20 protein-coding genes are annotated in these 17,438 nt (G+C 66.0%); 16 read left to right on the plus strand and 4 right to left on the minus strand.

Going from position 1 to position 17,438, the window contains the following annotated elements; translation table 11 throughout:
- Positions 1-50: 50 nt before the first annotated feature.
- Genes purM through G467_RS0108295 form a run of 3 tightly spaced genes read left to right on the plus strand, consistent with a single transcriptional unit; the run spans position 51 to position 2,470 of the window.
- Positions 51-1,085, plus strand: a complete 1,035-nt coding sequence (gene purM / locus G467_RS0108285; RefSeq protein WP_022969268.1) for a phosphoribosylformylglycinamidine cyclo-ligase — start codon at positions 51-53, stop codon at positions 1,083-1,085.
- Positions 1,086-1,106: 21 nt separating this feature from the next.
- A complete protein-coding gene (gene purN / locus G467_RS0108290) occupies positions 1,107-1,772 on the plus strand; it encodes a phosphoribosylglycinamide formyltransferase (RefSeq protein ID WP_022969269.1) in 666 nt (221 codons plus the stop codon).
- Positions 1,772-2,470: a DUF3108 domain-containing protein gene (locus G467_RS0108295; protein ID WP_022969270.1), complete on the plus strand. Its 699-nt coding sequence runs from the start codon at positions 1,772-1,774 to the stop codon at positions 2,468-2,470. The genes purN and G467_RS0108295 overlap by 1 nt, the downstream gene beginning before the upstream one ends.
- A gap of 123 nt (positions 2,471-2,593) precedes the next feature.
- Here G467_RS0108295 and murA read toward each other — a convergent pair whose 3' ends face one another.
- Positions 2,594-3,853, minus strand: a complete 1,260-nt coding sequence (murA, locus tag G467_RS0108300; RefSeq protein WP_022969271.1) for a UDP-N-acetylglucosamine 1-carboxyvinyltransferase — start codon at positions 3,851-3,853, stop codon at positions 2,594-2,596.
- A gap of 34 nt (positions 3,854-3,887) precedes the next feature.
- Positions 3,888-4,127 (minus strand): BolA family protein, encoded by a 240-nt coding sequence (locus G467_RS0108305; protein ID WP_022969272.1) that lies wholly within the window; start codon positions 4,125-4,127, stop codon positions 3,888-3,890.
- A 76-nt stretch (positions 4,128-4,203) separates the two neighbouring features.
- Between G467_RS0108305 and G467_RS0108310 the strand changes: the two genes are divergently transcribed.
- From G467_RS0108310 to lptB, 5 genes are read left to right on the plus strand one after another with little or no spacing between them, the layout of a single operon-like run.
- On the plus strand, positions 4,204-5,220 hold the full coding sequence (locus G467_RS0108310) for a KpsF/GutQ family sugar-phosphate isomerase (RefSeq protein WP_022969273.1): 1,017 nt from the start codon (positions 4,204-4,206) through the stop codon (positions 5,218-5,220).
- Between the two features lie 2 nt (positions 5,221-5,222).
- The gene (locus G467_RS0108315; RefSeq protein WP_022969274.1) at positions 5,223-5,783 is read left to right on the plus strand and encodes a KdsC family phosphatase; all 561 of its coding nucleotides are present in this window, start codon (positions 5,223-5,225) and stop codon (positions 5,781-5,783) included.
- Between the two features lie 7 nt (positions 5,784-5,790).
- Positions 5,791-6,354: an LPS export ABC transporter periplasmic protein LptC gene (gene lptC / locus G467_RS16015; RefSeq protein WP_022969275.1), complete on the plus strand. Its 564-nt coding sequence runs from the start codon at positions 5,791-5,793 to the stop codon at positions 6,352-6,354.
- Entirely contained in the window at positions 6,335-6,856 is a 522-nt protein-coding gene (gene lptA / locus G467_RS0108325; protein ID WP_022969276.1) for a lipopolysaccharide transport periplasmic protein LptA, read from the plus strand. The genes lptC and lptA overlap by 20 nt, the downstream gene beginning before the upstream one ends.
- Positions 6,856-7,575 (plus strand): LPS export ABC transporter ATP-binding protein, encoded by a 720-nt coding sequence (lptB, locus tag G467_RS0108330; protein WP_022969277.1) that lies wholly within the window; start codon positions 6,856-6,858, stop codon positions 7,573-7,575. Before lptA ends, lptB begins: the two co-directional genes overlap by 1 nt.
- A gap of 2 nt (positions 7,576-7,577) precedes the next feature.
- Here lptB and G467_RS18465 read toward each other — a convergent pair whose 3' ends face one another.
- Positions 7,578-8,249 carry an endonuclease domain-containing protein gene (locus G467_RS18465; RefSeq protein ID WP_342663020.1) on the minus strand — a complete coding sequence of 224 codons (672 nt, stop codon included), beginning with the start codon at positions 8,247-8,249 and terminating at the stop codon, positions 7,578-7,580.
- A gap of 86 nt (positions 8,250-8,335) precedes the next feature.
- Between G467_RS18465 and G467_RS0108340 the strand changes: the two genes are divergently transcribed.
- From G467_RS0108340 to G467_RS0108375, 8 genes are all read left to right on the plus strand, one after another.
- A complete protein-coding gene (locus tag G467_RS0108340) occupies positions 8,336-9,781 on the plus strand; it encodes an RNA polymerase factor sigma-54 (RefSeq protein WP_022969279.1) in 1,446 nt (481 codons plus the stop codon).
- Positions 9,782-9,909: 128 nt separating this feature from the next.
- On the plus strand, positions 9,910-10,236 hold the full coding sequence (gene hpf / locus G467_RS0108345) for a ribosome hibernation-promoting factor, HPF/YfiA family (RefSeq protein ID WP_022969280.1): 327 nt from the start codon (positions 9,910-9,912) through the stop codon (positions 10,234-10,236).
- A gap of 12 nt (positions 10,237-10,248) precedes the next feature.
- Entirely contained in the window at positions 10,249-11,199 is a 951-nt protein-coding gene (gene hprK, locus G467_RS0108350; RefSeq protein ID WP_022969281.1) for an HPr(Ser) kinase/phosphatase, read from the plus strand.
- A complete protein-coding gene (gene rapZ / locus G467_RS0108355; RefSeq protein ID WP_022969282.1) occupies positions 11,196-12,077 on the plus strand; it encodes an RNase adapter RapZ in 882 nt (293 codons plus the stop codon). The genes hprK and rapZ overlap by 4 nt, the downstream gene beginning before the upstream one ends.
- A 2-nt stretch (positions 12,078-12,079) precedes the next feature.
- Positions 12,080-12,472, plus strand: coding sequence for a PTS sugar transporter subunit IIA (locus tag G467_RS0108360; RefSeq protein WP_026802493.1), 393 nt, complete (start codon positions 12,080-12,082; stop codon positions 12,470-12,472).
- The gene (locus G467_RS0108365) at positions 12,465-12,722 is read left to right on the plus strand and encodes an HPr family phosphocarrier protein (RefSeq protein WP_022969284.1); all 258 of its coding nucleotides are present in this window, start codon (positions 12,465-12,467) and stop codon (positions 12,720-12,722) included. The genes G467_RS0108360 and G467_RS0108365 overlap by 8 nt, the downstream gene beginning before the upstream one ends.
- A gap of 86 nt (positions 12,723-12,808) precedes the next feature.
- The gene (gene mgtE / locus G467_RS0108370; protein ID WP_022969285.1) at positions 12,809-14,170 is read left to right on the plus strand and encodes a magnesium transporter; all 1,362 of its coding nucleotides are present in this window, start codon (positions 12,809-12,811) and stop codon (positions 14,168-14,170) included.
- Between the two features lie 18 nt (positions 14,171-14,188).
- Positions 14,189-14,860 (plus strand): hypothetical protein, encoded by a 672-nt coding sequence (locus G467_RS0108375; protein ID WP_155844855.1) that lies wholly within the window; start codon positions 14,189-14,191, stop codon positions 14,858-14,860.
- A gap of 25 nt (positions 14,861-14,885) precedes the next feature.
- Here the strand turns inward: G467_RS0108375 and G467_RS0108380 are convergent, their stop codons facing one another.
- Entirely contained in the window at positions 14,886-15,896 is a 1,011-nt protein-coding gene (locus G467_RS0108380) for an integron integrase (protein WP_081644610.1), read from the minus strand.
- Positions 15,897-17,438 lie beyond the last annotated feature (1,542 nt).

The following is a 17,438-nucleotide window of genomic DNA, read 5'->3' on the forward strand; positions in this document are numbered from 1 at the left end:
TGGTAGAATGACGGTTTGATCATCGCGCCCTGCGCGCCGGACCCGCCGAGATGAGCTCATCCACCCCCCTCACCTACCGCGACGCAGGCGTCGACATCGATGCCGGCAATGAAGTCGTCGAGCGCATCAAGCCCCTGGTCAAGCGCACCTTCCGTCCCGAAGTCATGGGCGGCCTGGGCGGTTTCGGCGCCTTGTTCGACCTCAGCGGCAAGTACCGCGAACCCGTGCTCGTCTCCGGCACCGACGGCGTCGGCACCAAGCTCAAGCTCGCGCAGCAGCTCAACCGTCACGACACCATCGGCATCGACCTGGTCGGCATGTGCGTCAACGACGTGCTGGTGCAGGGTGCGGAGCCGCTGTTCTTCCTCGACTATTTCGCGACCGGCAAGCTGCACGTCGACACCACGGTCGCCGTGGTCGGCGGCATCGCCAAGGGCTGCGAACTCGCGGGTTGCGCGCTGATCGGCGGCGAAACCGCGGAAATGCCCGATATGTATCCGCCCGGCGAATACGACCTGGCCGGCTTCACGGTCGGCGCGGTGGAAAAATCCCAACTGCTGGACGGCGCGAAGGTGCGCGAGGGCGATGTGCTGCTCGGCATCGCGTCCAGCGGTCCGCACTCGAACGGCTATTCGCTGGTGCGCAAGATCTTCGAACGCGCCGGTCGTCCGGCCGATCTCGATGTCGGCGGCGTCAAGCTCATCGATGCGCTGATGGCGCCGACGACGATCTACGTCAAGCCGATTCTGCAGCTCTTGAGAGACCATGCGTTGCACGCAATGGCCCACATCACCGGCGGCGGCCTCACCGAAAACATCATCCGCGTGATCCCCGACGGCCTCGGCCTCGACATCGACGCGTCCAGCATCGTGCTGCCGCCGGTGTTCGACTGGCTGCAGAGCGAAGGCGCAGTGCCGGCCCATGAAATGTGGCGCACGTTCAACTGCGGCGTCGGCTTCGTGCTCGTGCTCGCCCCGGGCGACGTCGCAGCCGTATCCGCCGACCTGACGCGCCAGGGCCTGGCCCATCGCAACATCGGCGCGGTGGTGAAGGCGAGCGGCGACGAACGCGTCCGCATCGGCTGATCCGATTTTCCGGGAGCAGGCATGACCTTGCGCATCGCCGTGCTCGCCTCCGGTCGCGGCAGCAATCTGCGCGCCCTGCTCGAGGCCCGGGATCGCGGTGAACTCGACGCGCAGTTCGTCGGGCTGTTCTCGGACAAACCCGAGTCCGGCGCCGTGCGCACGGCGCGTGAACACGGCATTCCGGTGGTCGCAGCGAAACCGCGCGACTTCGCGTCGCGCGCCGAGCACGATGAATTTCTGTTCAGCCGTATCGAGGCCGTTCAGCCCGATCTCATCGTCTGTGCCGGATACATGCGTCTGATTTCCGAAGCCGCCGTGCGGCGAACGACAGGACGCATGATCAACATCCACCCTTCCCTGCTGCCGAACTACCCGGGACTGGACACGCATGCGCGTGCGCTGGCCGCCGGCGACGGCGAACATGGCGCGAGCGTGCACGTGGTCATCCCCGAGCTCGATGCCGGCCCGGTGCTTGCGCAGGTGCGCGTACCGGTGCTCGCCGGCGACAACGCCGACACGCTCGCCCAACGCGTGCTGGCGCGCGAACACGCGCTGCTGGTGGAAACCGTCAAGGCGATCGCCGACGGTCGCCTGCGTCTGGGCGCCGACGTGATCGGCTATCGCGATGCCGCACTGTCGGCGCCGCTTCGTCTGAATTCCGTGGACCGCCTCGAGGAGAGCCACTGATGCGCCGTTTCCTGATTGCCCTGCTGCTGATCCCGTCGCTGGCACTCGCCGGCGCGCCCAAGCCCTACAGCGCCGACTACGAAGTGCGCCGCAACGGCGAAGTACTGGGCAAGGCGACGATCACGTTCTCAGCGCGCGGCGGCGGCCAGTACGAATTCGCTTCCAGCACGCGCGGCACCGGCGGCATGGCGGCGCTCGCGGGCGTTTCGATCGACGAAAAATCGACGCTGCGCTGGGTCGGCGAGCGGCTGGAGACGATCGACTATTCGCTGCGCCAGAAGGTCGCGTGGAAAACCCGCGAGCGCAATGTGCACGTCGACGCCGGTGCGGGTCGCGTTCTGAGCAGCGAAAAGGGCAACACGACGCCGATGCCGTATCAGGTCGGCGTGCTCGATCGCAACGCGATCAGCGTGGCGCTGATGCAGGACCTGATCGCGCAGAAGAAGGGCGACCTGGTGTACCCGGTCGTCGATCGCACGGGCATCGGTTCGCAGCGCTACCGCCAGGGCGCGGTGGAAACGCTGGCAACGGCGCTGGGCCGGCAGCGCGTGATCCGCGTCGAACGCATCCGCGAAAGCAGCGAAGGCCGCACGACAACGCTGTGGTTCGGCGTGGACAAGGCGTACGTGCCGCTGCAGATTCTGCAGCGGGAAGCGGATGGCGAGACGATTGAGATGCGGGTGACGGCGATCCGCTAGAGCAGAGCGGCTGCCCTCACCCCGACCCTCTCCCCTCGGGGAGAGGGAGTCATCTGCCGCCGCAAGATTCCCTTCTCCCCACTGGGGAGAAGGTGCCCGCAGGGCGGATGAGGGGCGCTTGAATCAGCCCGGCAGACGACGAATTTTCGCGCCCAGGCCGCCGAGCTTCTCTTCAATGTTCTCGTAACCGCGATCGATGTGATAGATGCGGTCGACGGTCGTTTCACCCTTCGCGACCAGGCCCGCCAACACCAACGACGCAGACGCGCGCAGATCGGTGGCCATGATCGGCGCACCGGTCAGCTGCTCGACGCCGCGGATGATCGCGGTATGGCCGTCCACGCGAATGTCGGCACCCAGACGCGACAGCTCGTTGAGGTGCATGAAACGGTTTTCGAAGATCGTTTCCTTGATCACGCCCACGCCTTCGGCCACGCAGTTCATCGCGGCGAACTGCGCCTGCATGTCGGTCGGGAACGCCGGGTACGGCGCCGTGGTCAGGCTGACCGCCTTCGGGCGACGACCATTCATATTGAGCTCGATGAAATCCTCGCCGCTGTTGATCTGCGCACCGGCGTCTTCGAGTTTGAGCAGCACCGAGTCGAGAATGTCCGCGCGCGTGCGCTTGGCCAGCACGCGGCCACCGGTCATCGCCGCGGCGATCAGGAAGGTGCCGGTCTCGATGCGATCGGGCAGCACGTCGTAGTGGCCGCCGTGCAGGCGGTCGACGCCTTCGATGACCATCTTGTTGGTGCCGGCGCCTTCGATCTTCGCGCCCATCATGATCAGGCAGTTGGCCAGATCCACGACCTCGGGCTCTTCGGCGCAGTTTTCCAGCACCGTCGTGCCCTGGGCCAGACAGGCGGCCATGAGCACGTTCTCGGTGCCGGTGACGGTGACCATGTCGAACACGTAGCGACCGCCCTTGAGGCGGTTGGCCTTGGCCTTGACCATGCCGTTTTCGACGACGACATCGGCGCCGAGCGCGATCAGGCCGCGGATGTGCTGGTCCACCGGACGCGAGCCGATCGCGCAGCCGCCGGGCAGCGACACCTCGGCATGACCGAACTTCGACAACAAGGGGCCGAGCACCAGGATCGAGGCGCGCATCGTCTTGACCAGTTCGTACGGCGCGACCGTCTGGTTCACGTGGGTCGGGTCGACGGTGATGGTGAGCTTTTCGTCGATCGTCAGCTGCGCGCCGAGCGCGCCGAGCAGTTCGACCGTCGTGGTCACGTCATGCAGGTGCGGGACGTTGCCGATCGAGATCGGGCTGTCGGCCAGCAGCGTGGCGCACAGGATGGGCAGGACGGCGTTCTTGGCGCCGGAAATCTGCACCTCGCCGTTGAGGACTTCGCCGCCGGTGATAACGATCTTCGCCATGTTTTTCTTGTTCTTCGGGTTCTGTGGAAGGGGCTCAGGCGCGCGCCTGGGCTTCGTCGGGGGTGAGGGTACGCAGCGCCAGGGCATGGATCTCGCCGCCCATGCGGTCCCCGAGCGTGGCGTAGACCATGCGGTGGCGGGCCAGGGGCAGCTTGCCGCGGAAGGCGTCGGACACCACGGTCGCCTCGAAATGCACGCCGTCATCGCCCTGGACGTCGGCGCGGGCGCCGGGCAGGCCGGCTTCGATGAGTTGCTGGATCAGGTCGGCGTTCATGGCAGCCAAGGCTAGGATGGGGTGCAGCCCGCACTGGGCATACAATGGCCGATCATCATAACGGTTCCGACCCTGCATGACTGCTGCCCCCGCCGCCCGACCGACCGACGCCGCAGGCTCCGACGAGGCCAGCCTCATCGCCAGCGGCCGGCAGGTGATCCACATCGAAACCCGCGCGCTGGAAGCCTTGCAGGCGCGCATCGGTCCCGAGTTCGCCGCCGCCTGCCGTCTGCTGCTGGGCTGCCGCGGCCGCGTGGTCTGCACAGGCATGGGCAAGTCCGGGCACATCGCCACCAAGATCGCCGCGACGCTCGCGTCCACGGGCACGCCGGCCTTTTTCCTGCATCCGGGCGAGGCCAGCCATGGCGACTTGGGCATGGTGAAGGACTCGGACGTGGTGCTGGCCCTGTCCAACTCGGGCGAGACCGAGGAAATCCTGACCATCGTTCCCGCGCTCAAGCGCCAGGGCAACCTGCTCGTGGCGATGACCGGGCGCAACGAATCGCGCCTGGCGACGCTGTCGGACGTGCACCTGGACGTCAGCGTGCCCGAAGAAGCCTGCCCGCTCGGCCTGGCCCCGACCGCGAGCACGACCGCCGCCCTGGTCATGGGCGATGCCCTGGCCGTGGCGCTGCTGGAAGCGCGCGGGTTCACCGCCGAGGATTTCGCGCGTTCGCATCCGGCCGGCAGCCTGGGCCGCCGCCTGTTGCTCAAGATCAGCGACATCATGCATGCCGGCGACGAAGTGCCGCGCGTGGGCAGCACCGCGACCGCCAGCGAGGCGCTGGTGGAAATGAGCCGCAAGCGCCTGGGCATGACCGCGGTCGTGGACGACGACGGGCATCTGCTCGGCGTGTTCACCGACGGCGACTTGCGTCGCGCGCTCGACGACGACCAGATCGACCTGCGCACCACGCCCGTGCAGCAGCTGATGGCGCGTTCGCCCAAGACCATCGGCGCCCAGCAGCTGGCGATCGAAGCGGCGCACCTGATGGAAGAGTTCAAGATCAACGGCCTCGTCGTGGTCGATGACAGCCGTCGGGTCATCGGCGCGCTCAACATCCACGACCTGCTGCGCGCGCGGGTGGTCTGAGCATGAACCTGCCCGAATTCCGCGGCGCCGAAATCGATTCGCTGCTGCTGCAACGTGCCGCGCAGATCCGCCTGTGCTGTTTCGATGTCGACGGCACGCTGACCGACGGACGCCTGTGGTTCGACGCGGCCGGCGAAGACATGAAAGCCTTCCACGTGCACGACGGCCAGGGCCTGCGCCTGCTCGAGGACCACGGCATCGCCGTGGCGCTGATCACCGCGCGCGACAGCGCGGTCGCGCGCCGCCGTGCCCAGGATCTGCGCCTCTCGCACGTGTTCACCGGCGTGAAGGACAAACGCGCCTGCCTGCAGACGCTGGCCGAACGCCTCGGCGTGGCACGCGAAGAAATTGCCTACCTCGGCGACGACCTGCCCGATCTGTCGGCATTCGCGCACGTCGGCCTGGCCGCCGCGCCGGCCGATGCCCATCCGTGGGTGCGCGAACGCGCGCACTGGGTCACCGCGCAGGCCGGCGGTGCCGGCGCGGCGCGTGCGCTGTGCGATCTCGTGCTCGAAGCCCGTGGCCTGAAGGCGACCGTGCTCGCGCGGTACCTCGAGCCGTGAGCCTGCGATGAGAACGCGCCCGATCGTCACCGTCGCCCTGCTGGCCGTCGCCGCACTCGCCGGCCTGGCCGTGTGGGAGCTGCGCCCGCGACCCAAGCCGCCCTCGCCCAGCGCGATCCGCTCGGACTACACGCTGCACGAGTTCGTGCTCGTCACGCTCGACGAAAAAGGCCTGGAGTCGTTCACGGTCAAGTCGCCGCTGCTCGAGCGCGACCCCAAGGGCAAGACCCTGACCCTGCAATTGCCGACCTTCACCTTTCCCGACAAGAGCGGCGGCCATTGGGTCGCGACGTCCAAGACCGCCTGGATCGCCGACAAGGCCGTCGAGGTACGCCTGCTGCAGGACGTGCTCATGCTCGGCCCGCGCAGCCCGCGCGGCGAGCAGACCCGCTTCAGCAGCGAGCACCTGCAGGTCTTCCCCAAGCGCAACCTCGCCCAGACCCAGGCCGATGTGACCGTCACGCGCGCGGACTCTATACTGCAGGGCAAGGGCATGCGCGCCGACATGCAGACCCACCATTTCCAACTGCTCGCCGATGTCAAAGGACGCTATGCGCCTCGCCGCCCCTGATTCCCGCTCCCTGCTCGTGTTCGCCCTCGCCGCCCTGCTGCCGCTGGCGGTCATGGCGCGTTCGACCGACCGCAACCAGCCGATGGACGTGCGTGCCGACCACACCGACGCGGTGCTCGAGGACGACGGCGACGCGGTGCTCAGCGGCAATGTCGTCATCACCCAGGGCACGCTGGAGATCAATGCCGACAAGGCGGTGATCCGACGCAAGAACGGCGACATCGACCAGGTCGTGCTGACCGGCGGCCCGGCCACGCTCAAGCAGCTGTCCGACACCGGTCAGCCGATGAACGCGCGCGCGAGCCAGATCGTCTACACGCTCAGCTCGGACATGATGGTGCTCACCGGCGGCGTCGTGGTCGAACAGCCGCGCGGCAACCTCAGCGGCGAAACCATCAAGTACGACCTCAAGACCGGCCGTCTCGACGGCGGCGGCGACGGCAAGCGCGTCTCGATGCGCATCCTGCCCAAGACCCAGGCACCGGCCGGCGACGGCAAGTAATGCTTTCCGCCCGCGGCCTGCGCAAGCGCTACAAACAGCGCGAAGTCGTGCACGACTTCGGCCTCGAGCTCAGTCCTGGCGAAGTCGTCGGGCTGCTCGGGCCGAACGGTGCCGGCAAGACCACGTGCTTCTACATGATCGTCGGCCTGGTGCCGGCCGATGCCGGCCGCATCGAACTCGACGGCGAAGACATCACCGCGCTGCCGATGCACCAGCGCGCGCGTCGCGGTGTCGGCTACCTGCCGCAGGAAGCGTCGGTGTTCCGAAAGCTCAGCGTGTCCGACAACTTGCTCGCGGTGCTGGAACTGCGCGAGGATCTCGACGCGCACGGCCGCGATCTCGAATTGCAGGGCCTGCTGGAAGAACTGCAGATCGCGCATGTCGCCGGCCAGCTCGGCGCGAGCCTGTCGGGCGGCGAACGCCGGCGCGTGGAAATCGCGCGCGCGCTCGCGGCCAAACCGCGGCTGATCCTGCTCGACGAACCGTTCGCGGGCGTCGATCCGATTTCCGTCGGCGAAATCCAGAAGATCGTGCGGCACCTCAAGCAGCGCGGCATCGGCGTGCTCATCACCGACCACAACGTGCGCGAAACTCTCGGCATCTGCGACCGCGCCTACATCCTCAACGCCGGCAGCGTGCTCGCGCAGGGCTCGCCGGAAGCGGTACTCGCCAATCCGGACGTGCGCCGGGTGTATCTGGGCGAGTCGTTCCGGCTTTAGGTTCAGGAGTAGAGCCCCCTCATCCGCCCTGCGGGCACCTTCTCCCCGGTGGGGAGAAGGGAATCTCGCCGCGGCAGTGGACTCCCTCTCCCGCTTGCGGGAGAGGGCCGGGGTGAGGGCCGCTCTTGATCCTCGCTTCGACCAGCTACCCCCCCCCCGCCCTTCGGGCACCTTCTCCCCGGTGGGGAGAAGGGAATCTTGCTGCGGCAGTGGACTCCCTCTCCCGCTTGCGGGACGACCGAAGGGAGTGCACAGCTGAGGGCTGGGGTGAGGGCGACCAGCACACACTCCAGCACGATCTCCATGCGCAGCAACACATCGTCATTCCAGAACCTGAGCACGCGATAGCCGCGGCGCCGAAGAAATTCGCTGCGTCGTTCGTCGTAGGCGCACTGCTCGATGTGCTGGCTGCCGTCGAGCTCGACGATCAGTGCATATTCGATGCAAACGAAGTCCACGATGAAGGGGCCGATGGCGTGCTGACGTCGGAATTTCGCACCGGCCAGGCGGCGGTCGCGGACGTGGAACCAGAAGCGGGCTTCCGCGTCGGTTTGTGATCGTCTCAGCTCGCGTTCGCGTTGGGGGCTTTGTGGGTGAGACATCACGGTCGGGCGACTGGAGATGCCCCTCACCCTGGCCCTCTCCCCGCGGGGCGGGGAGAGGGAATTGCGCATTCCGGTTGTCCGGAAATTGTTGCGATGGCGTGATTGCTTCGTGGCGGTAGCATTTACATCCGACCCGGTATGATGATCGGGCCCCTATGAAGCCCACCCTCCAGACCCGACTCAGCCAGCAACTGACCCTGACGCCGCAATTGCGTCAGGCGATCAAGCTGTTGCAGCTGTCGTCGATCGAACTGGAGCTGGAGATCAACGACGCGATCGACAGCAACCCGCTGCTCGAGCGCGAAGAGGAAGAGGAACTGCTCAACGGCGCCAACGGCAGCGACGAGGCGCCGGTGTCCACGGCCGACACCGCGACCGCCGACACCGAGCGCGAAGGCGCCGGCGAGAGCACCGAGCAGTTCGAGGACGTGCCCGATTTCGAGTGGGAAGACGACAGCTTCTCGCGCACCAGCAACCCCAGTGGCGATGGCGAAGATCGCGAAGACACCACCGCCGCGCCCCAGGACCTGCACGAGCACCTGCGCTGGCAGCTGCACCTGAGCCATCTGAGCCCGCGCGATGTGCTCATCGGCGAGGCCCTGATCGAGGCGATCGGCGACGAGGGCTATCTGACCGCGACCCTGGAAGACATCCAGGCGACGCTCGCGCCGGAAGTGATCGTCGAACCCGCCGAAATCGAGACGATGCTGCACCTGATCCAGCATTTCGACCCGGTCGGCGTCGGCGCCCGCAACCTGTCCGAATGCCTGTGCGTGCAGCTGAGCCTGCTCAGCCCCGAGACGCCCGGCCTGCCCCTGGCCCGGCAGATCTGCGGCCAGCACCTGGACGCATTGGCCAAGCACGGCGCGATCAAGCTGGCCGCGCAGCTGCACCACACCACCGCCGAGGTGGACACCGCCGTCGCCCTGCTGCGCTCGCTCGACCCCAAGCCCGGGGCGCAGATCAGCCCCGAGGCAACCGAATTCATCACCCCCGATGCCATCGCCTACCGCCAGGGCGGCGTCTGGAAGGTCGCGACCTCGGCCGGCAGCCAACCGCGCCTGGCGATCAACCGCCAGTACGAACAGCTGATCGGCAAGTCCAGCCGCGACGACGACAGCTACCTGCGCGCGCAGCTGCAGGAGGCCCGATGGCTGATCAAGAGCCTGGAAACACGCGCCGACACCCTGCTGCGCGTGGCCCGCGCGATCGTCCGCCAACAAAGCGGCTTCCTCGAACACGGGCCGCAGGCGATGCGCCCGCTGACCCTGCGCGAAGTCGCCGAGGAACTGGGCCTGCACGAGTCCACGATCTCGCGCGCGACCACCCGCAAGTACCTGCGCACGCCGCGCGGGACCTTCGAGTTCAAGTACTTCTTCAGCTCGGGCATCACCACCGACTCTGGCGGCGGCGCCTCGGCCACGGCGATCCAGGCCATGCTGCGCAAACTCATCGACGAGGAGAACCCGCGTTCGCCCTTGTCCGACGCCCGCCTGGCCGACCTGCTCAAGGGCGACGGCATCCCCGTGGCCCGGAGAACTGTGGCAAAGTACCGGGAAGCCATGAACATCCCGTCGTCCAACGAACGACAACGTCTCTGAGGGAGGGCTGCGCCGCGCCCAGGCCTTGTATCTCGGGCATATCCCACCATCTGCTACACAAGCGCCGGCCATCGTGCCCGCGCTACGCCGATTATTTCTGTAGTGGCAACAACGACAGGAGGTATGACATGCGTATCGATATCAGCGGTCATCAGATGGACGTCACCCAGGCCCTGCGCGATTGCGTCAACGACAAGCTGGGCAAACTGTCCAAGCATTTCGAGCAACACCTCGATGCCCGCGTCATCCTCTCGGTCGACAAGCTCGACCAGAAAGCCGAAGCCACCCTGCACACTCCCGGCAAGACCCTCTACGCGGACGCCATCGCGTCCGACATGTACGCCGCGATCGACCTGCTGATCGACAAGCTCGACCGCCTGGTCCTCAAGCAGAAAGAGAAAACCAAGGACCACCACCGCGGCGATTCCGCCGCCCGTTCGGACAGCTTCGGCTGACCCGCGTCCGCCATGCGTACCCGGATCAGCGCCAGCGAAGTCTTCGACGAGCTGCACGACAGACTCGAACTTCGCTGGCTCACCGGCCAACGCGGCGGCGAACGCCTGCTTGAACGCAGCGAGCAACTGACCCGCCGGCCCTCGCTGGCGGGTTATCTCAACGTCATCCACCCCAACAAGATCCAGATCATCGGCGCGGCGGAACTCGCCTGGCTCGATACGCTCGACGCGCGCATGCGCTGGGAAAAACTCGAGCAGATCATGGGCTTCGCGCCGATGGCCCTGGTCATCACGCAGAACCAGACCTGTCCGACCGACCTGCGCTCGGCCTGCGAAGAATCCAACACGCCGCTGTGGGTGTCGCCCAAACGCGGCTACGAATTGCTGAACCTGCTGCAATACCACCTGGCGCTGTCGCTCGCGCCGCGCGTGACCTTGCATGGCGTGTTCATGGAGATTTATTCGATCGGCGTGCTGATCACCGGCGAGTCGGGGGCCGGCAAGAGCGAGCTCGCGCTCGAACTCATCTCCCGCGGCCACCGCCTGGTCGCCGACGACGCCCCCGAATTCACCCAGATCGCCCCGGACGTGCTCGACGGCACCTGCCCGGAAATGCTGCAGGACATGCTGGAAGTGCGCGGCCTGGGCGTGATGAACATCCGCCAGATGTTCGGCGACACCGCGGTGAAAAAGAACAAGTACCTGCGCCTGATCGTGCACCTCATGCGCGTGGGCGACGTGTCCTCGGCGGCGATGTCGCGCCTGACCGGCGAGACCGCCGAACCGCGCCGCGTGCTCGACCTGGACGTGCCCGAATTCCACCTGCCGGTCGCGCCGGGCCGCAACCTCGCGGTGCTGACCGAAGCGGCGGTGCGCCTGCACATCCTGCGCGTGAAAGGCTCCGATCCTGCGGCGGCCTTCCTGGCGCGCCACGCGACCTTGCTGACGATGGGACAGACATGAGCGAACCCGCTTCCAAGCCGCGCCCGATGCTGACCGTGGTCAGCGGCCTGTCCGGATCGGGCAAGAGCGTCGCCCTGCGCACGCTCGAGGACCTGGACTATTACTGCGTCGACAACCTGCCCGCGGAACTGCTGACCGAATTCGTGCAAAGCGTGTCGCGCGAAGGCAAGCGCGCGCGCCTGGCGGTCAGCATCGACGTGCGCAACCTCGCCTCGGACCTGTCGCGCGTCGGCGAATGGCTGTCGGCGGTCGCGGCGCTGGGCTACGACTATCGCCTGGTGTTCTTCGACACGCGCGACGACATGCTGGTCAAACGCTATTCGGAAACGCGACGCCGGCATCCGCTGTCGCATCGCGGGCTGGCGCTGTCGGATGCGATCGCGCTCGAACGCGAACGCCTGGGCCCGCTGCGCGCGCTCGCCGACATCGTCATCGACACGACCGATCTCAATGTGCACCAGCTGCGCAAGGCCGTGCTGGTGGAACTGGAAGCGGGCCTGACGCCGCGCGTGTCCCTGCTGTTCGAATCGTTCGCGTACCGGCATGGCGTGCCGCTGGACGCGGATTTCGTGTTCGATGCGCGCTGCCTGCCCAATCCGCACTGGGACGCGCGCCTGCGGCCGCTCTCTGGCCGCGACGGCGCGGTGCGCGACTATCTCGACGAGCAGGACAGCGTGCGCGAATATTTTTCGCAGGTCGCGGGCTTTCTCGACACCTGGCTGCCGCGCTTCGAGTCGGACACGCGCAGTTACGTCACCATCGCGTTCGGCTGCACGGGCGGCCGGCATCGTTCGGTGTATCTGGCCGAGAAGCTCGCCCAGCATTGCCGCGAGCACGGGCGCGAAGACGTGCTGACCTATCACCGCGAGCTCGAGTGATCGTGGCGGTCGGGTTGTTGTTGATCACCCACACCGGCGTCGCCGAGGCGCTGCTTGCCGCGGCAATCCGCGTGGCCGGTGCGCCGCCGCTGAAGGTCGCGAGCTTCGAGCCCGGTCCGGACAGCGACATCGACGCCGCCCTGCCTGCAGCCAGTGCGGCCCTGCGCCGGGTCGAACACGAGGACGGCGTACTGATCCTGACCGACCTGCACGGCGCCGCCCCGGCCCGGCTGGCCGCACGGGTCGCGCAACTGGGCACGCCGGTGCGCCGGATCAGCGGCCTGTCTTTGCCGATGCTGCTGCGTGTGTTCAACTACGCCGAGCAACCCCTGGACGAACTTGCCCGCACGGCCGCCGCCGGAGGGCGCAACGGTGTGGTGAACGACGATGCTTGAACGCGACCTGCAGATCACCCACCCGCTCGGCCTGCACGCGCAGGCCTCCGCGAAAGTCGTGCAGACGCTCACGCCGTTTGCCTGCCAGGCCTTCCTCATGGCCAAGGGTCGCGAGGTCAATGCCAAGTCGATCATGGGCGTGATGCTGCTTGCCGCCGGCCCGGGCACCACGGTGCGCGCGCGCATCGACGGCGACGACGAAGAGCTCGCGATGGCCGCGCTGGTGGCCTTGTTCGAAAAAGGCTTCTGATCGACATCGCAGGTGTGCAGGCCGAAAAGGCTGGGCAGATCGTCCAGCGGCCCGGATAATAGCCGCGCCTTCACCGGAGCCGCCCGATGGCCGAAGCCGTCCGCCACGACAAGACCGCGCGCCAGCTCCGGCTGCTGTCGGACGCGCTCGACACCGGTCGCCTCGGCCCGGTGCGTCGGCTGGTCAATACGCTCTCGCCGGCGGAAATCGGCAACCTGCTCGAATCCCTGCCGCCGGCCAAGCGCGGCATCGTCTGGGGCCTGGTCGATCCGGAAGACGACGGCGAGGTGCTGGTGCACGTCGGCGAAGACGTGCGCGAGTCGCTGCTCGCCGAGATGGACCCCGACGAAATCATCGCCGCGGCGGAAACGCTGGACATCGACGATCTCGCCGAACTCGCCGACGACCTGCCCGACACCGTCATCGACGAAGTGCTCAAGTCGATGGACCGCGAGAACCGCGAGCGCCTCGAGCAGGCCCTGGCCTATCCCGAGGACAGCGCCGGCCGTCTGATGAACCCCGATGTGATCACCGTGCGCGCCGACGTCACGCTCGACGTCGTGCTGCGCTATCTGCGCCTGCGCGGCGAGATGCCCGATCACACCGACCATCTGTTCGTGGTCAGCCGCCGCCACCAGTACCTGGGCCGCGTGGCGACCAATCATCTGCTCACGCACGATCCGTCGACGGCGATCAACGAACTCATCGACGACGAGCAGCCGGCGATCGAAGCGGAAATGCCGACCAGCATGGTCGCCACGCAATTCTCCGATCACGACTGGATCTCGGCGCCGGTCGTGGACGAGAACAATATCCTGCTCGGCCGCATCACCATCGACGACGTCGTCGACATCATCCGCGAACAGGCCGAGCACCAGGCCCTGTCCGCCGCCGGTGTCGACGAGGACGAAGACCTGTTCAGCCCGGTGCCGCGCGCGTTCCGCCGGCGCGTGGTCTGGCTGGGCATCAATCTCGGTACGGCGTTTCTGGCCTCGAGCGTGGTCGGCCAGTTCCAGGGCACGATCGATCATATTGTTGCGCTCGCGGTACTGATGCCGATCGTCGCGGGCATGGGCGGCAATGCCGGCACCCAGGTGCTCGCGCTGATGGTGCGCGGCCTCGCGCTCGGCCAGGTCGGTGCGGCGAACGTGCAGGCGTTGCTGTGGAAAGAGCTACGCGTCGCACTGATGAACGGCCTGCTACTCGGCAGCATCGTCGCGCTGGCGACCTTCCTGTGGTTCCGCGACCCCGCGCTCGCCGGCGTGATCGGCGCCGCGATGACGATCAACCTGCTCGCCGCCGCGAGCGCCGGCGTGCTGGTGCCGCTGACGCTCAAGCGCATGAACCTCGACCCAGCGCTCGCCGGCGGCGTCATCCTCACCACGGTCACCGACGTGATGGGTTTCCTGAGCTTCCTGGGATTGGCGACGCTGATCCTGGTGCGGTGATTTTCTGAGAATCTTATGATGCGACTGTGCCTGATTTTGCTGGTGATCCTGTTTGCGCAGCCGGTGCATGCCGATGCGTTTATCGGCCAGGGCTCGATCTTCCATTCCGTCGAGCCCAAGCCCGGCGAGCCACAGGGTTGCATTTCCGGATCGATCGGGCGCCGCAAGATCGGCAAAAGCGACAAGGACAGGCAGGGAATCGCCTTCACGGTGCAGGAAGAGAAGAACGTTGTCCCAAACAAGGAACGGTCCTTCGTCGAATTTCTCTATGACCCGCCTGGGCATAAAGACAATCAGTACGACGACGCCAACGGGTTTGGAAAGATTTTCACGGTCTGTCTGCGACCGGGGGACTATCGCCTGACGTATGTGCGCTTCATATTCACCGCGGGCGAATCCTGGAACGAGACGCCGTACAACATTCCGTTCACCGTGGAAGCGGGCAAGAATACGTATATCGGCAGCATTTCACTGCAAGGCTTCATCCCGAAGGCGTTCTATGCCCCGCGTCCGCCGTCGGTGCCTGATTGCAACGGCGGGGCCCACCTGGTCGAGATCAGCGATCAGTCGGCGCGCGACCTGCCGCTGATCATGGCGGGCAAGCATCCGCCGCCGAGCCTGCCAGTCGTCGAATTGCTGACGCCGGAACCGGACAACGACATCATCACGCGCTGCCAAACCGCGAACTGATCGGCGGCCGCTCCGCCCTCCGGCGTCAGGCACGATCCAGCGGACTGCGCACACCCCCGGGGCCGCGATTGAGTACGTGCGTGTAGATCTGCGTCGTGGTCACGTCCTTGTGGCCGAGCAGTTCCTGCACGGTGCGGATGTCATAGCCGGCTTCGAGCAGATGCGTCGCGAAACAATGGCGCAGGGTGTGGCAACTGACCGGCTGATCGAGCCCGGTCGCGCGCACGGCGGACTTGACCGCGCGCTGCAGGACTTTTTCGTCGAGGTGATGCCGGCGTTCGAGACCGCTGAGCGGATCGATGCTGCGCTTGCTGGCCGGGAACAGGTATTGCCAGCCCATTTCGCGCGGCGCGTTCGGATACTTCCGTGCCAGGGCATGCGGCAGCCAGACCTCGCCGAAGCCCGCCGCGAGATCGTCCGCGTGCACGAGGCGCACCTGCGCCAACTGCCGCTGCAACGCGTCGACCAATGACGCCGGCAAGACCGTGCGGCGATCCTTGCCGCCCTTGCCGTCGCGCACCGTGATCTGGTTGCGTGCGAAGTCGACATCCTTCACGCGCAGGCGGACGCATTCCATCAGCCGCATGCCCGAGCCATACAACAGACTCGCCATGAGCCAATCGCGTCCGTCGAGCCGCGCGAGCAGGCGCTGCGTCTGCGCGACCGACAGCACGACCGGCACGCGCTGCGGTTTCTTCGCGCGCGTGACCTTGTCCATCCACGGCAGATCCACGCCCAGCACTTCCCGATACAGGAACAGGATCGCCGACAGCGCCTGGTTCTGCGTGCTCGCCGCGACCTGCCCCTGCGTCGCCAAGCGGGTCAGAAAGCCCTCGACCTCCAGCGCCCCCATGTCCCGCGGATGCTTTTTCCCGCTCGCCAAAATGAACCGCCGTATCCACTGCAGATACGCACCCTCGGTCCGCAAACTGTAGTGTTTGACCCGCAATCGCCGCCGAACCTGCTCCAACAACCGCGGCGCGGGCGCGCCTCCCGGCACCCCGGATACACGGGCGGATTCGGTGTAGTCACCCATCTTTGCCCCACTCCTGTCCCCTATCCCGGACAGCATCCCGCCGTGACCGAGCTCGCGGTATCAGACAAAACACTGATTCGGGGAAGGAATTTTCTTGACGGTGCGCGGGAGCGGCGCACACGATACGGACAACCACCCCGCTTCGGGGGTCGATTTGAAGTTAGGCGCAATGAATCCTACGGAATCTATCCGGAGTGAAAAGCATTGGCGGCGGTACCGGCTTGTCCGAGTGGCTTGGTGGGCATCAGCCACAGCAGTTGCGGTAGTCTGCATGCTGTCGCTGCCTTCCAATTGGCCACTTTTCTTGGCCTGCGCACTGTTCATCGTTCTTTCTCTCATTGCCACCTACATGCCTTGCCCCGCCTGTGGGCAACCCGTAGGCTTGGTTTCTCTTGGCCGAATTCAGTTGGTCGTTCCTCCCTTTGGTGGTTGGTGTACGCATTGCGGTATTCGCCTATTTCTCCGCAAGCGCGGCACCTAACAATTCATTCCAGCGGAACAACACGGCTTGCAGCCGCGTTGTCCGCTAAATTCAGGCGTTAGGCACCGCATGAAATACGCTGGCAATCCATCTTCAAAAGCACTGTTGCTTATCGTCTTTGTCCTGTCTGGAGCGATGGTTCTCTTAGCTGCCTACCCGATGCTAAATGGGCGCCAAGCAAATGTTATTGCCATAGCCATAAATCTTCCGGTTGTGCTAACGGTTCTATTCCGGCATCGCTTCACCCGCCAAATCGTTCTCATCTGGGCCGCACTACCGGTCGTTAGCTGCGCACTCTATCTTGTCGCTGCGGCTGCCCGCGGCTCCTTTAGTGCGTGGCCAGGACCTATGTTCTTTTCGCTATCGGCGCTCGTCGGCGTCGTGCTCTTCCAGTGGGCTAGACGGTCACTTGTATCGTCCAGTGCCTAACAATTCATTCCAGCGGAACAACACGGCTTGCAGCCGCGTTGTCCGCTAAATTCAGGCGTTAGGCCCTTGCTGGCTGGGTTCTCTTCCGGCCGCTGTCGCGCTCTTCACTTCCTCGCTTCTTCCGACGTTCGGTGGCACTGGCGCGGTCACACCGCTCTGCCCAATCTAGGTGCTTTGGCGGCCAACCGCGCTTCGCTCTGTCGGTGCGTTCACAGCGCTGGCTCTGGTTTCCCTGGACAGCGCGCTTGTGTACTCTGGGCCTAACAAGTCATTGCAGCGGACGGCCGACATCTGTCCGATTTCAATCCCCTGCTGCGGCGCGGCCGCCGCTAAATTCAGGCGTTAGGCCCTTGCTGGCTGGGTTCTCTTCCGGCCGCTGTGGTGCCTTTCACTTCCTCGTTTCTTCCCACGTTCGGCGGCACTGGCGTCGTCTCACTGCCCTGCCCCATCTAGGTGCTCTGGCGGCCAACCGCGCTTCGCTCTGTCGGCGAGTTCACAGCGCTGGCTCTGGTTTCCCTGGGCAGCGCGCTTGTGTACTCTGGGCCTAACAAGTCATTCCAGCGGACGGCCGACGTCTTGCTGATTTCAATCCACTGCTGCGGCGCGGCCGCCGCTAAATTCAGGCGTTAGGC

The sequence above is a fragment of the Arenimonas oryziterrae DSM 21050 = YC6267 genome, from assembly GCF_000420545.1.
Classification (GTDB): Bacteria; Pseudomonadota; Gammaproteobacteria; order Xanthomonadales; family Xanthomonadaceae; genus Arenimonas; species Arenimonas oryziterrae.